Genomic DNA, 13,053 nt, shown 5'->3' with positions numbered 1-13,053 from the left:
CATCATCACGTCCTGCGGATACATCCGCACGATCAAGGAGAGCCCCATGAGCAAGGTACTGGTTGTTGTCACATCCCACGATACCCTTGGAGACACTGGCAAGAAGACAGGCTTCTGGCTCGAAGAGCTGGCCGCCCCCTACTACGTGCTGAAAGACGCCGGTGTCGAGGTCACGCTGGCGTCTCCCAAGGGTGGTCAGCCACCGCTCGACCCGGCCAGTGAAGGCGAAGACTTCCAGACAGACGCCACTCGCCGTTTCGACCAGGACGCGCAAGCCCAGCGTGACCTGGCCAACACCGCGGTGCTGTCCGAGATGAAGGTCGAGGATTTCGATGCCATCTTCTACCCGGGCGGCCATGGCCCGCTGTGGGACCTGACCAATGATGCAGACTCCATTCGCCTGATCGAGCAGTTCCACGCCGCTGGCAAGCCCGTCAGCGCGGTCTGCCACGCCCCTGCGGTGCTGCTGAAGGCGAAGAAGTCAGACGGCACCCCCTTCGTCGATGGCGTGCGCGTCACCGGCTTCACCAATGGCGAAGAAGCCGCCGTGGGCCTCACCGAGATCGTGCCGTTCCTGGTGGAAGACAGCCTGCAGCAGCAAGGTGGTCTGTACGAAAAGAAGGCCGACTTCACCGCCTTCGCGATTCAGGACGGGTTGATCATCACCGGCCAGAACCCGATGTCCTCTGAGGGCGTCGCCGAGCTGTTGCTCGACAGCCTGAAGGCATAAGGTCTGATAGCTGACGAATCGGTGATTTCCCCCACGATATCAATGTGGCGATATCGTGGGGGGAAGCGGGCCACCCACCTCATCACTCGTCATCCGCTTCGCGCAGGTGGGCTCCCTTCATCAATGCCTGGCTGGGCCTGCGTGGCACAGCCCGGCGCCTACCTTCTCATCCCTTGTAGCTTGAGACCGGCCCCTTGAAGATGGGCACCAGTTCACTAAGCGCCCGGAGCGAAAAACCAGGAGCCTATGCGGTATAGGTGAGGCGTTCGAGCAGCGCGCAACGCAGAGAATCGTCGGCCCAGGCATTCATGCAGTACTTCCCCAAGCTGTGCAAAGATAAACGTCGACGCTTCAGAGAGGGCAGCGAGGTATGTTCCCCTTTAGGCAAGGTCGCCTGCTTCCTGCCTTTGCGAACACCGGCCTCTTTGCCTTCTGCATTTTTTGTGCCCTATTGGTTCACAAAAAACTATTAAATCAAAGAATGCTGTGAACTTTCTTTGAACTCATGCCAATATGTGACCTATGAGTGCACATAAATCAGAAAAGCTAAAGCGCATCCTTGACGCTGTCCCTCCCGGCTTCATCGTCGATTCTGGTTGGCTGGAGCGCCATGAGGTCAGCCGCTTCCTCGCGCGCAAATACGTTGATCGCGGTTGGCTTGAGCGGGTGACTCGTGGCGTTTTCCTGCGCCCGGCGCCGGATACAGGCAAACTCCACGCACTCGACTGGAAAACCTGTCTGCTCTCGATGCAGCACATCATGGCCTACGATGCCCATGTCGGCGGCATGGCTGCGCTCGCCCTGCAAGGCTATAGCCATTATTTGCCGTTGGGCGGGAATGCACAGGTCTGGGTCTATGGCGAAGAGATACCAAGCTGGCTGACCAGGCTTCAGCTGAACGCATCGCTCAAGACACGTACAACGTCCCTCTTCTCCGATCCGTCGCTCGGCCTTACCAATGACGAGTCCGACACTCCAAGGGCCCTACCCTGGGACTGGCAACTAAAAACGTCATCGCCTGAACGGGCCATCCTGGAAGTCATGGACGAATTACCCGTCAATGAGAGCTTCCACAACCTCGATATGGTCTTCGAAAGTTTAACAACCCTTCGCCCACGCACGCTTTCTGCGTTGTTGCATAGCTGTCGGAAGATTAAGGTTACGCGGCTGTTTTTCGTCTTTGCCGACCGCCACAACCACCCGTGGCGTAAGCGCCTTGACCGGCAAGAATTCAACCTGGGAAGCGGCGACCGGGCACTGGTCACAGGCGGCAAGATACACCCGCGCTACCGCATCATGGTCCCGGAAGAATTTGCCATCACGGAGGCAGCTGATGGCGCGTGAAGATTACAAAGCACAGGTCGCCCTGCTCGTACGTCTCCTCCCCTATGTGGCAGAAGAAGAGATTTTCGCGCTGAAAGGCGGGACAGCTATCAACCTCTTCTACCGTGACCTCCCTCGCCTATCAGTTGATATCGACCTCACCTACCTACCGGTTAAAGACCGTGCAGAAAGCCTTGTCGAGATCAACGAAGCCATGGATCGCATTGCTACTGCCATCGAGCGCGGGATCAGGGGTGCTCGAACGCAATGCATCAGAGGCGGTGATGCCACCCGTGTGCTGGCACGTCTTGGCGGTGCCGAGATAAAGATCGAAACATCACCGGTCACCCGCGGCGTCGTCCACGATCCTCAAGTCCACTCAGTGTCAGAAGCCGTCGAGGATGAATTCGGTTATGCGGAAATTCAGATCGTTTCGTTCGAAGATCTTTTTGGCGGCAAGCTTCATGCAGCAGTTGACCGCCAGCACCCGAGAGACCTCTATGACGTTAAGCAGCTATACGAACATGAAGGCCTGACCGACGACCTGATCCGCACCTTCCTGATCTATATCGCTAGCTCACCGCGCCCTGCGCATGAACTTCTGAACCCAAATTTCATCGATATTGACCGGCCCTATGCCCAGGAATTCCAAGGCATGACTAAGCTCTCAGTTAGCCTCGATGAACTGCTGGCAACTCGTGAAACGTTGTTTTCGGATATCAGGTCACGTCTGGACGATGACATCAAACGCTTCCTGTTGACCCTGCATGAAGGAAAACCGGATTTTTCTGCTATCAACCGCCCACAGGCTGCCGATCTCCCTGCAGTACGCTGGAAGTTGATCAACCTGAACAAGCTGATTGAGCAGAACGCCGAAAAACACATAGCTCAACGTAAAGCACTGGAAGCGCTGTTCTGACCTGAATCGGCCACAGCGACAAATCGCAAACCGTGATTGAGACTTTGATAGCAAAACAATCAAGTATTTGAAGTATTAGCGCAAGAAAGGGACTGGCTGGCAGCAGTGTTTTAACGAAAAGCACAGAATTTCGATAGTACTGAGAAAGATATCGCCTCGCGTAACAATTTCAGCGTCTTCCTACTTCTCCACCAATACCCTTGATGTTACGACACTGTAGCTAGCTTGCTCAGCTCGGCGGGAGGGGCACGCCACATCGGCCTGGCGCGGCCTTTCATGGCCGCTGACGCCATTGCCAGCGGCAAGCTTGTGCGTGATAGCAAGTATAGCGACAGCACCAGCCTTACTGAGTACATCGTGCGTGACCGCAGTCGCCCGCTTGCTAGCGCCGCGCCCCTGCTCAGGGACTGGCTGATCGCGGCTGCCCTTGGGGAAAAGACGACAACCATGCTGTCGTAAAGAGAACAGCCCACCAGGCGCAGGGCTCGTATCCTGCCTGGGACGTTGTGACATCGTCGCCATCACCCCAGACTGACCCCAGGACCAACGCACACCCCAGCAGGAGCCCACTGAATGTTCTTCCCTATACATGGCCACGGACGCGGCCTTGCCATGGCGGCGGCAGGCGTCACCGTTCTCAGTTTCGACAGTCTGCTGGTCCGCCTGGCGGCGACGGATGGATGGAACATCATTTTCTGGAGAGGCGCCTTGATGGCACTCTCGCTCGGCTTGCTGTGCCTAAGCGGCCGACGGCTGGCAACACTGAAAGAGAATCCCGCCGCGGCCCTGTGCTCCGCCATCACGCTGGCGATCACGTCCAGTCTGTTTGTCCTCGCCGTCATGAACACCAAGGTCGCCAATGTTGTCGTCATACTGAGTGCCGCCCCGCTGTTTGCTGCCATCTTCACGCGTTACTTTCTGCGTGAGGCGGTTGCCATGCGGACCTGGTTAGCGATTTTGGCGGCCATGGCCGGCATGCTGATCGTTTTCGCGGGGTCGCTTTCCAGCGAAGGACTGCTGGGAGATATGTATGCGGTGATCGCGGCGGCGGCTGTCGGGGGCAACCTCACCCTGCTGCGCCGTCACCCGAAGCTCGACAGACTCCCCCTTATCGCCATAGGCGGCGGCCTATCGGCACTGACTGCCTGGCCGATGGCAACCCCATTTGCCCTGACAACTCAAAGCTACGGCGTATTGGCGCTGATGGGGTTATTGCAGATGCCATTGGCCACCGCACTGATCAACAACGCAACCCGCCACCTGCCATCGGCGGAAGTGGCACTGTTCTATTTGATTGAAGCAGTCTTTGGCACGCTGTGGGTCTGGTACTGGCTGGATGAGCAGCCACCACAGGCGACCCTGCTCGGCGGCTCATTGATTCTGTTGACCCTCTTCATCAATGCCTGGCTGGGCCTGCGTGGCACAGCCCGGCGCCTACCTTCTCATCCCATGTAGCTTGGGACCGGCCACTTGAACGATGGGCTCAAAAGAGGGGCTTTGCAAGTCGCTGGTTAAGATGGTGGGCGTAGTGGGATTTGGGGCTGTGACCAAGAGGTTATGAATTCGCTTGTAAAAACAATAATTTACTGAAACAAAAGGAAAAGCAAACGTAATCGAGCGAAAGGTACAGTTCTTTGGAATCAGTAGCTTAGCGAAAGGTGAGGATAGCATACGAAGCGGGAGTGTGTACCGCCAGAGTACTAAAACAGCCAAGCAAGTCTATGAATATCTACAACCATTAGCCTAAGGGACACTGTAATGACTGATCTTGCCCAGCAGCAGTGGACACCCCGTTAAGGCAGTACACTGAACGAGGTGACCCATGGCAAGGCAAGCAGCGTCGATGAAGAAGACCCGTACCCGTTACTCCCAGGCCTACAAGGACGAGGCCCTGGCTCTCGCCGACCGTGTCGGCATCAGTGCCGCCGCCCGAGAGCTTGGCCTTCAGCCCAGCCAGCTCTATCAGTGGCGCGCCAAGGCCCAGCAGCAGCAAAGTGCCTCAGCGCGCGAACAAGTCCTGGCCGACGAGAATGCCCGGCTCAAGCGTCAGCTGCCCGAGAAGTCGGAAGAGCTTGAAATCGCAAAAAAAGCCGCGGTGTACTTTGCCAAGAGCCTGAAGTGAAGTACGCCTTCATCCATCAGCATCGTCAGGCATTCAGCATCCAGCGCATGTGTGCAGTTCTCGGTGTCGCTCGCAGTGGCTACTACGCCTGGCGACAGCGTGGCGGTAAACCGTCTCCACGGCGCTGCCAGCAGGCCATCACCGACCAGCGTGTGGCTCAGGCCTTCCGACAGGGTAAGGGGCGCTCAGGCGCCCCCAGGCTGACCCTCGACCTGAAGAATGCCGGCGTATCGATCAGTCGGAAGACGGTCGCTGCCAGCCTTCAGCGGCAGGGCCTACGCGCCAAGGCGGCACGCAAGTACAAGGCCACCACGAACTCGCGTCACACGCTGCCGGTGGCCCCCAACCTGCTGAAACAGGACTTCACCGCTGAAGCGCCGAACCGAAAGTGGGTTGGTGACATCACGTATCTGGCGACCGGTGAAGGCTGGCTCTACCTGGCGGTGCTGATCGACCTGTACTCACGCAAGGTGATCGGCTGGGCGATGAGCGAGCGGATGACCGCTGACCTGGTCGGCGACGCCCTGCAGATGGCCCTGTGGAACCGGAAGATGCCGAAGGGGGTGATCGTCCATTCAGACCGCGGGGGCCAGTATTGCTCGACGCTGTACCAGTCGCTGCTGACCAAGCACGGCCTCACGTGCAGCATGAGCGCTAAGGGCAACTGCTACGACAATGCCTGCGCCGAGAGCTTCTTCCACAGCGAGGCTATCCATGGCGAGCGATTCGAGACTCGGGAAGCCATGCGGCGGCAGGTGTTCGAGTACATCGAGTTGGACTACAACCGGCAGCGCCGGCACAGTGCAATCGGGATGATCAGCCCAGAGGCCTTCGAGGCCCGAATGATCGCTTAGATCGATGTCCACGATTACTGGGTAAGATCACATGACCACGGAGGCCTTGCGCTTCGCGGTCCATCGCTTGATGGGGTTGTCGTCAGTCATTCTGTCCTCCTGATGGCTGCACTATAGCCTGTGCAGCTCGGGAGGGGGTCACTTCAACACTACGTTGCCGGCAAGCTTCAGAGAATTCCTGGTGGGTGTGATGAAGATCTACCAAGCTGCAAACTCAGTTTTGCCATTTATCATTCTATGGTCACCCACTCACGAGGAGCCTACATCGCAAACGCGATGCCATCCTCTGGGCCAAGCAAAGAGGGTTTTGAGCTAAAAATGAGTGGCATACATAACCCATATAGACTTAAACGATGTATCAACGAACATTTCTTACATTGACCTAAATATCTCGCCAACCCTACCTTTACTTGATACTATACATCCTGAAAAAAACGGTACTCCTCCTTGTCACTCACATAAAACTCTAGATTATAAGCTTCAGGAGGAAGCGCATGGGAAGAAAAAAAACCAAGCATGACTATCCGTTATCCAACTCAAAAGCTTGGATAATAGCTCTGCTAACTATTTTATTAGCAATCGCATTAATGGCTTTGGGGAGCCAATTAGAAAATGGCTCAATCTGCCATTCAATAGCTAACGCTGTATCTTCTACATTGTTAGCTGTAGGCATAGTTTCCTTTTTATACGAATTTTTCTTACGAGCAACTGTCGGCAAAGAAATGCTCAACCTAGTTGGAATCAAAGAGAGCATCTCCAAGAATCAAATAACATGGGCAGGCAGAGAGTCAGAGGTTACCTGGGAAAAAATATTCAACAAAGGAAGTAAAATTTATATATTACTTCCCGAACCATCTTGGCTTCATCAACACTGGCATGGCTTGAAGACCAAGGCCGAAGAACGAAGCATAACAATCACTCTGCTACTTCCCAATCCTGAAGGGCCAAAAATAAGCCAAATTGCAGAATTTCTTTCAACTAGCTCCGATGACCTAGCAGCACAAATAAACGAAGCATCAACCATGGTAGAAAAGAGTTGGACCACAGCAAAAGCACACAAGAAACTTGAAGCTGGCTCAAGTTTAAAAATTGCGCACTTCGAGGACTTTCCTTCTTATGGATTGATAGCTTCTGATCAGTCAATCGTGGCAACTATTTTTTCCCCTACTCAGAAAGCCCCATTAGATAAAGGTTTTTCTATCGCTTTCCATGGCTCGGCAAAGGACTACCCAGTAAACTGGTTTATAACTGAGCTGATAGCTCTTTCTGAAATCCCAGCAACTTTTGAGAATGAGATTCCGCATGAGTGATCGAGTTCATGACATCCAGGCTCAAATGCAGCCTCTTGGATGGTTTTTATCACACATTAAAAATGGCGAAATGGCGCTCCCTGACTTTCAGCGTGATTTCGACTGGGCTGATGGAGATGTTATTTCCCTTCTCTCTACTGTGTTGTTAGGGTGGCCAGCTGGAAGTCTACTAATCATCGAAAATGGGGCCAACTCCTTTCTAAAAACTCGAAACTTTGAGGAAGGACCAGCGGTCTCGAACGTTAACTATATAGTTTTAGATGGACAGCAAAGATTAACCTCATTATTCCATGCTATCTGCGGTGTAGGTCCAAGCGTTTTTGCAATTGACTGGAAAAAGGCTCTAGATACAGATATTGATTTTGAAGAATCAATAATAAGCTTTAAAAGAGAGCAATGGAACAAAAATTATAGCAGCGCCTCAAAGCAAGGTCACAACCATCTTATTCCCATATCTGCGCTAAGCTCGCCATCTGACTTCTTTGAATGGCGTGACAATGTACTCTCTTTAATGGATGCAAATGAAGCAACAAACTCTAAAAATGAATTAACAACAATATATAGAGAACGCCTAGGCACCTTGCATGAATATAGGTTTCCCGTAGTTTTATTAAACCACAAACTTGAGCCAGCTGCTGTAGCGAGAATATTCGAAAGGGTTAATAGAACTGGAATGAAGCTTAGTTCTTTTGACTTAATGGTGGCAAAACTATATAAAGAGAATTGGAACCTAAGGCAGCTTTGGGAAGCTGCAAAAAATAGCAAAGAAAATCTTGAGAATTTTTTGGGGGACGACGGTCTACCTATACTTCAAGCAATAGCACTATATTATAATGAGGACATTAGGCAATCTTCAGTTCTCAAGCTTCAGCCTAGGGTTGTGCATAAGAGCTGGGAAAACGCTGTCGACTCAGTAGACGCGGCGCTCAATTTTTTATCAACCGAATGCGGCGTTCTAGGCAAAGACTTTTTACCTTATCGATCCATGATCGTTCCGCTAGCTGCTTTAGCGATGGATCATAATTTATATACTTACAAGTCAACAATCACTCGATGGTTTTGGGCATGTTCACTGGGACAAGCCTTTGATGTTGCGGCCAACACTCGCTTAGTCAGCTGGTACAAAGAGCTAAAGTTACACCTCACTGGAGCGCATACAGGGACTGACACCATCGACTGGCCTAAAATAAGCATTGATGTTTTGAAGGAAGCAAACAAAAAAAGTGGAAAAGCTGTTTGGTGCGGAATAATTTGTTCTCTAGCATTGTCAGTTAGAAAATCCCACACCAGTTTAAAAGACGCTTTTGGTGAAAATCTTGATGGCTCCCTTGATGTAGAGGCTGTACCATTCTTAGATGGTACTTCTCCAGTTTCTGTCCAAACACCGCCTCTTCACTTAAGAGGCATTAACATGGTTCTTCTTCCTCGGGATGAAGCGCGAACTCTAAAGCGAGGAAAGAGAGAAGATATACTTCTTTCATCGAAAAAAGTCATTGAAGTCCAATTCATCCATGATCTAAACGAGCAACCACGCACGGCCGAGGAAACAGATAGCTTCCTAGAGAGCAGAATACGTAAAATAGAAATGTTTTTAAGAGAAGAAACCGATGGACAAGTATATTTTTCTAAAAGCATGCTAGAAGAATAACAGGTATGTGCCTCGCAGCGCGGGGCACATGCTGAAGAATCTGAAGCTACTAACATAGTGGTTTCGCTGAACGGCGGATGCAATTTCTGAGTGCAACACGATCAATGGGTTATTGGAGGAGCCTCATGGTACTGCATCATCAGCTCACTCATCATTTCAATGGGGCACTTGAAGTCGAAACGTTTCCGAGGACGCATATTCAGCTCCAGCCCGATGTCATCCAGGTCCTGCTGGCTGTAGATCGATAGGTCCATCCCCTTGGGCAAGTACTGTCGTATGAGCCCATTAATGTTTTCGTTGGCGCCTCTTTGCCACAGCTTGCTGGGAGATATGTATGCGGTGATCGCGGCGCCGTATAGGTCGCTAAGCCGGTCGATGATCTCGTTAAGGCGCTGCTCTTCAGGGTCGTGGTGCATGCCCTGCCCGCGGTAGTACTCCCTGCCGACGGCCAATATGGGCCCGATTATGCCCCTTTGCGACTGAGCTTACCTGTTGTTCGCCATGTCAAACCCTACGCGTGGCGTAATTATGCGTTCTAACTTTGCGCCTCAAATACATTAGAAGAATGTGACTTAAGATGCGAGGACATAATCGCTATTGGAAGCAATCGGCAAGTATGCTCTACCGACCATGGACCAATGGCATTTGCCAAGAGGCATCTTAGACATGTCGCACACGGAGATCGGCATGCAAGAACGCCTACGGCACCGTCACGTGATACTCCCTGTCCAGATTGCCTCCCTGGCAGAGCTGCCGCTTGCCTTTGCCAAGGTCCAGTCGATGTGTTTCAGGCTTCCGTACCAGGCATGCCCGGCGTGGCGAGCCAGCACCAGGGAGGCCCGCTCTGGTCTCACCGGCCCCCCATCCTCCAGCAATGCCTGCAACCGACGCGGGCGCACCGTGCTAAGCCCACCGAAGGTGTCGACCAGCTCACTGCTGAACGGCAGCTCGTTCGGCGACACGACGATCCACTCCTGGACCGCTTGCTTTAGGGGCGATTCCTGCAAGCTGAAGGCCCTGCCATCAGGCGCGTAGTCCGAGACACTAACGGCGAGCTAAGCGGCTGCCACTTTCAGTAGCCATGGTCCTCCGTGGCCAGAGGTTTACACCAACGACCAGCCCGTCCTTGCCCCCGCTTGAGCCTCACGCCATCTGCTGGCGGATGGCGGGGAGGCGCTCTTCGACCAGTGCGACGAAGGCGTCGATCACCGGTCGTCCCGGTGTCGTCGGATAGTGCAACTCCAGCGGCACTGCCCCGAGTGCCGGGCGCAATGGGATAAACCGGCAGCCATCACATTGCAATCGTCGAATGCAGCCGGGCGCGATGGCGATTCCCACCCCAGCCGCGACCTCACTGAGCAGTGTCTGCATCAAGGCTGGCTGGCGCTGGATGCGCGGCGAGAAGCCTGCATCGCCGCAGGCACTGATGATCTGGTCGAACAACCCGGTCGCCTGCTTACGCTGAAATAGCACGAAGTCTTCCTGCTCCAGCTCGCTGAGGGCGAGCCGCTTGCGGTGCGCCAGACGATGCCCCTCCGGCACAACCACCATCAGACGATCCTCGTAGACAGGCAGGGTAGACAAGGCGTTTCGGTGCTCGACGGGGAGCGGACGCGACAGTCCGATGTCAATCTCGTCACGTCCGAATGCATCCAGCTGCTGCTGAGCGCTCATCTCATTCAAGGTCAGACTCACTTCTGGGTGGGTGGCGGCGAAATCGCGCATCAACCCGGGCACGAAGCTCGCGCAGGCCGAGCTCATATAGCCGATACGCAGCGTGCCGGTCTGGCCGCTGGCTGCCATCGCCACGCGCTTGCGTGCCTGCGCCTCCAATGCCAGCATGCGCTGCGCCTCCTCCAGCAATGCCTCTCCCGGCGCTGTGACACGCACTTCCCGGGTATTGCGCCACAGCAGACTCACGTTCAACTCGGCTTCGAGGTCGGCTATCTGGCGGCTGATAGCGGGCTGCACGGTATGCAGCTCACGTGCAGCGGCCGAGAAGCTTCTGTGCGTCGCCACCGAGACGAAGGTTTTCAGAGTGCGGAGTTCCATGACTGCCCTCGAGGATTACTGATGCTCAGATAGTATAAGTCATATCGATTATCGTCATTTCTACTATAAGCCTGTACTCGTTAATCTGAGGGCCTGCTAAGCCTTCCTCCATCAGCTGTTGCCTTTCGCGTCCCTCCTTGCCTCTTATTTGGGTAGGCCGATGCCGCGCATCCGCTGATACGGAGGCCCTGAACACGAGTGGAGCCTATATGACGACATCAACCACTGGACTCGTCGCGCAGGGTGGACGCGAGTCCTCGCCAACTCTCTCTGCCGGTGGCCGTTTCACACTGCTGGCCATTGCCTGCCTGACCATCATGGTCGGAACCGTAGTAGCCCCCGGGCTTCTGAACATCGCCTCTGCCCTGCAGGTGGAAAGTCATGCCAGCTGGCTGATCACCTTGCCGTCGTTGGGTGCCGTGATGTTCGCGCCGATCGCCGGGCGCATGATAGATCGCATCGGTGCCTATCCCTCGCTTGTGGGGGGGCTGCTGCTGTATGGCCTGCTGGGAGCAGGCGGGGCGCTGCTGGAGGGCACCGTCGCCGTGTTTGCCGATCGCATCCTGTTGGGTGGCGTGACGGCGGTGGTGATGGCAGGCGGCACCACCCTGATCTCAGAGTGGTATCACGGTCATGCCCGTCTGGCGATGATCGCCCAGCAGGGCATGTCCATCGAGCTTGGTGGGGTGATCTTCTTGCTCGTCAGTGGCGTACTGGCGGGTATCGCCTGGCAGATGCCATTCCTACTCTACCTGCTGGCCTGGGGGCTACTGGCCATGCTGTGGATAATGGTGCCGAGACAGTCCCCATCCGCCCCTGAGGCAGAGCCCGGGCAGAGTCAGGCCCCCGCGCCGTCATCCTCGCTTAATGGCACCTATCTGGCAGCAGCCATCTCGATGACGCTATTCTTCACGGCCATCGTCATGCTGCCCATGCGCTTGAATCTTCTCGGGCTGGATGAGGCAGCCACCGGTATCTTCCTGGCGGCAATCTCACTGGTCGCGGTGGTGGCCGCAATGCTGATGCCGAAGGTGTCGCGTGCGCTGGGCGAAATGCCGACTCTGGTGCTGGCCTTTCTGCTTTATACCGCCAGCCTGTTCATCTTCCAGCAGGCCGAGAGCATGTCCCTGATGAATGTCGGGGCCTTGCTAGCCGGCTTGGGCTTCGGTTTCTCCATCCCGCTGCTCAATCATATGACGGTGGAACGCAGCCATCCCTCGGTTCGCGGTCGCAATCTCTCCTACCTGACGATGGCGATCTTCCTGGGACAGTTCCTGACCTCATTCCTGGAACTTGTTCCGGGCGATGGCCGCAATGTCTTCGGAACCGCGGCCGCTCTAGGGCTAGTCTTCACGGTGCTCTACCTAGCCGCCTATCTTCTCAAGCGCGACAATCGCAGCGCCTGAGCTATCACAGGTAACACCAGCCCGCTCATGACGAAAGGCATGATGCAAAAGCCCCGCCACCTGACGGCCAGGTGGCGGGGAATTCGGGCCAGCGTCGTGCTCAGCGGTCAAACAGCACCGACAGGCGAAGACACATCACGTCAATCCTGATAGTGCGTGTATTTTTTCGCACTTCCCTTCACCTGGTCAGCGGGGTATTTCTCCGCATTCTTCTCCATCTTCGCCCGGCATGACGCTTCGATATCCACGTCCAGCTTGCCCGCCAGCCGGATCAGGTAGAGCTGAACATCGGCAATTTCATCGCGCACGGCGGCCAGTTGCTGCTCATCCAGCTCCCTGGACTGCGCCTCGGTCAGCCACTGGAAGCACTCCTGCAGCTCTGCTGCCTCTACCGTCAGCGCCATGGCCAGGTTCTTGGGCGAGTGGAACTGGTCCCAGTCACGCTCGGTGGCGAACTGGTCCATCGCATCGCGGAGCTGCTTAAACGGGTCTGACATCTAGGGCTCACCTGGTTCTTCGGTATCGGATAGCGGTGAGCATGCCTGCTCTGCCGCTCGCTATCTAGCCTGCATCGGTATAGGCGGCGATCCGACCGCCCTGCCTTCGCAAGCCGCACCGTCGCCTGCACCTGGCTGCCCACTCAGCGGACCTCGGGCACGTCTCCACGTTCCCTCTGAAGGTAGCCGTAA

General features: G+C 55.0%; 12 protein-coding genes and 1 pseudogene. 9 read left to right on the top strand and 4 right to left on the bottom strand.

Annotated elements, in window-relative coordinates; genetic code table 11:
• The first annotated feature begins 46 nt into the window (after window positions 1-46).
• From KUV86_RS03760 to KUV86_RS03725, 8 genes are all read left to right on the top strand, one after another.
• Complete coding sequence (locus tag KUV86_RS03760; protein WP_206943069.1) at window positions 47-730, top strand: type 1 glutamine amidotransferase domain-containing protein; 684 nt, start codon at window positions 47-49, stop codon at window positions 728-730.
• Window positions 731-1,252: 522 nt separating this feature from the next.
• Window positions 1,253-2,074, top strand: coding sequence for a type IV toxin-antitoxin system AbiEi family antitoxin domain-containing protein (locus KUV86_RS03755; RefSeq protein ID WP_222483629.1), 822 nt, complete (start codon window positions 1,253-1,255; stop codon window positions 2,072-2,074).
• Complete coding sequence (locus tag KUV86_RS03750) at window positions 2,064-2,972, top strand: nucleotidyl transferase AbiEii/AbiGii toxin family protein (RefSeq protein WP_222483628.1); 909 nt, start codon at window positions 2,064-2,066, stop codon at window positions 2,970-2,972. Before KUV86_RS03755 ends, KUV86_RS03750 begins: the two co-directional genes overlap by 11 nt.
• A 276-nt stretch (window positions 2,973-3,248) precedes the next feature.
• On the top strand, window positions 3,249-3,431 hold the full coding sequence (locus tag KUV86_RS03745) for a hypothetical protein (protein WP_222483627.1): 183 nt from the start codon (window positions 3,249-3,251) through the stop codon (window positions 3,429-3,431).
• A 114-nt stretch (window positions 3,432-3,545) separates the two neighbouring features.
• Complete coding sequence (locus KUV86_RS03740; RefSeq protein WP_222483626.1) at window positions 3,546-4,427, top strand: DMT family transporter; 882 nt, start codon at window positions 3,546-3,548, stop codon at window positions 4,425-4,427.
• Between the two features lie 367 nt (window positions 4,428-4,794).
• Window positions 4,795-5,948, top strand: a protein-coding gene (locus KUV86_RS03735) for an IS3 family transposase (protein WP_222483625.1) whose coding sequence is annotated in 2 segments (ribosomal slippage) — window positions 4,795-5,053 and window positions 5,053-5,948 — 1,155 coding nt in all. Because the reading frame shifts where the segments join, the coding sequence is not laid out codon by codon here.
• 494 nt (window positions 5,949-6,442) lie between these two features.
• Window positions 6,443-7,258 (top strand): hypothetical protein, encoded by an 816-nt coding sequence (locus tag KUV86_RS03730; RefSeq protein WP_222483624.1) that lies wholly within the window; start codon window positions 6,443-6,445, stop codon window positions 7,256-7,258.
• Window positions 7,251-8,906 carry a DUF262 domain-containing protein gene (locus KUV86_RS03725; protein ID WP_222483623.1) on the top strand — a complete coding sequence of 552 codons (1,656 nt, stop codon included), beginning with the start codon at window positions 7,251-7,253 and terminating at the stop codon, window positions 8,904-8,906. The genes KUV86_RS03730 and KUV86_RS03725 overlap by 8 nt, the downstream gene beginning before the upstream one ends.
• Before the next feature lie 101 nt (window positions 8,907-9,007).
• Here the strand turns inward: KUV86_RS03725 and KUV86_RS03720 are convergent.
• The 3 genes and pseudogenes from KUV86_RS03720 to KUV86_RS03710 all read right to left on the bottom strand — a co-directional run.
• A pseudogene (locus KUV86_RS03720) lies at window positions 9,008-9,241 on the bottom strand (transposase); the annotation flags it as partial.
• 375 nt (window positions 9,242-9,616) lie between these two features.
• A complete protein-coding gene (locus KUV86_RS03715; protein ID WP_315900957.1) occupies window positions 9,617-9,868 on the bottom strand; it encodes a type IV toxin-antitoxin system AbiEi family antitoxin domain-containing protein in 252 nt (83 codons plus the stop codon).
• A 181-nt stretch (window positions 9,869-10,049) separates the two neighbouring features.
• Complete coding sequence (locus KUV86_RS03710; protein ID WP_222483621.1) at window positions 10,050-10,958, bottom strand: LysR family transcriptional regulator; 909 nt, start codon at window positions 10,956-10,958, stop codon at window positions 10,050-10,052.
• 209 nt (window positions 10,959-11,167) lie between these two features.
• On the opposite strand from KUV86_RS03710, the gene KUV86_RS03705 reads away from it, so the two are divergent.
• The gene (locus tag KUV86_RS03705) at window positions 11,168-12,364 is read left to right on the top strand and encodes an MFS transporter (RefSeq protein WP_222483620.1); all 1,197 of its coding nucleotides are present in this window, start codon (window positions 11,168-11,170) and stop codon (window positions 12,362-12,364) included.
• Window positions 12,365-12,504: 140 nt separating this feature from the next.
• Here the strand turns inward: KUV86_RS03705 and KUV86_RS03700 are convergent, their stop codons facing one another.
• Window positions 12,505-12,861 carry a nucleotide pyrophosphohydrolase gene (locus KUV86_RS03700; protein WP_222483619.1) on the bottom strand — a complete coding sequence of 119 codons (357 nt, stop codon included), beginning with the start codon at window positions 12,859-12,861 and terminating at the stop codon, window positions 12,505-12,507.
• Between the last annotated feature and the right edge of the window lie 192 nt (window positions 12,862-13,053).

It is taken from the genome of Halomonas sp. DP8Y7-3 (assembly GCF_019801675.1).
Taxonomy (GTDB): Bacteria; Pseudomonadota; Gammaproteobacteria; order Pseudomonadales; family Halomonadaceae; genus Halomonas; species Halomonas litopenaei_A.
The sequence above is the reverse complement of the archived record's forward strand: the minus strand, read 5'-3'. Positions and strand labels throughout refer to the sequence as shown.

Coding starts and splice junctions, on each gene's coding strand:
- KUV86_RS03760 (WP_206943069.1), top strand. CDS start 47: ATGAGCAAGGTACTGGTTGTTGTCACATCCCACGATACCCTTGGAGAC.
- KUV86_RS03755 (WP_222483629.1), top strand. CDS start 1,253: ATGAGTGCACATAAATCAGAAAAGCTAAAGCGCATCCTTGACGCTGTC.
- KUV86_RS03750 (WP_222483628.1), top strand. CDS start 2,064: ATGGCGCGTGAAGATTACAAAGCACAGGTCGCCCTGCTCGTACGTCTC.
- KUV86_RS03745 (WP_222483627.1), top strand. CDS start 3,249: ATGGCCGCTGACGCCATTGCCAGCGGCAAGCTTGTGCGTGATAGCAAG.
- KUV86_RS03740 (WP_222483626.1), top strand. CDS start 3,546: ATGTTCTTCCCTATACATGGCCACGGACGCGGCCTTGCCATGGCGGCG.
- KUV86_RS03730 (WP_222483624.1), top strand. CDS start 6,443: ATGGGAAGAAAAAAAACCAAGCATGACTATCCGTTATCCAACTCAAAA.
- KUV86_RS03725 (WP_222483623.1), top strand. CDS start 7,251: ATGAGTGATCGAGTTCATGACATCCAGGCTCAAATGCAGCCTCTTGGA.
- KUV86_RS03710 (WP_222483621.1), bottom strand. CDS start 10,958: ATGGAACTCCGCACTCTGAAAACCTTCGTCTCGGTGGCGACGCACAGA.
- KUV86_RS03705 (WP_222483620.1), top strand. CDS start 11,168: ATGACGACATCAACCACTGGACTCGTCGCGCAGGGTGGACGCGAGTCC.
- KUV86_RS03700 (WP_222483619.1), bottom strand. CDS start 12,861: ATGTCAGACCCGTTTAAGCAGCTCCGCGATGCGATGGACCAGTTCGCC.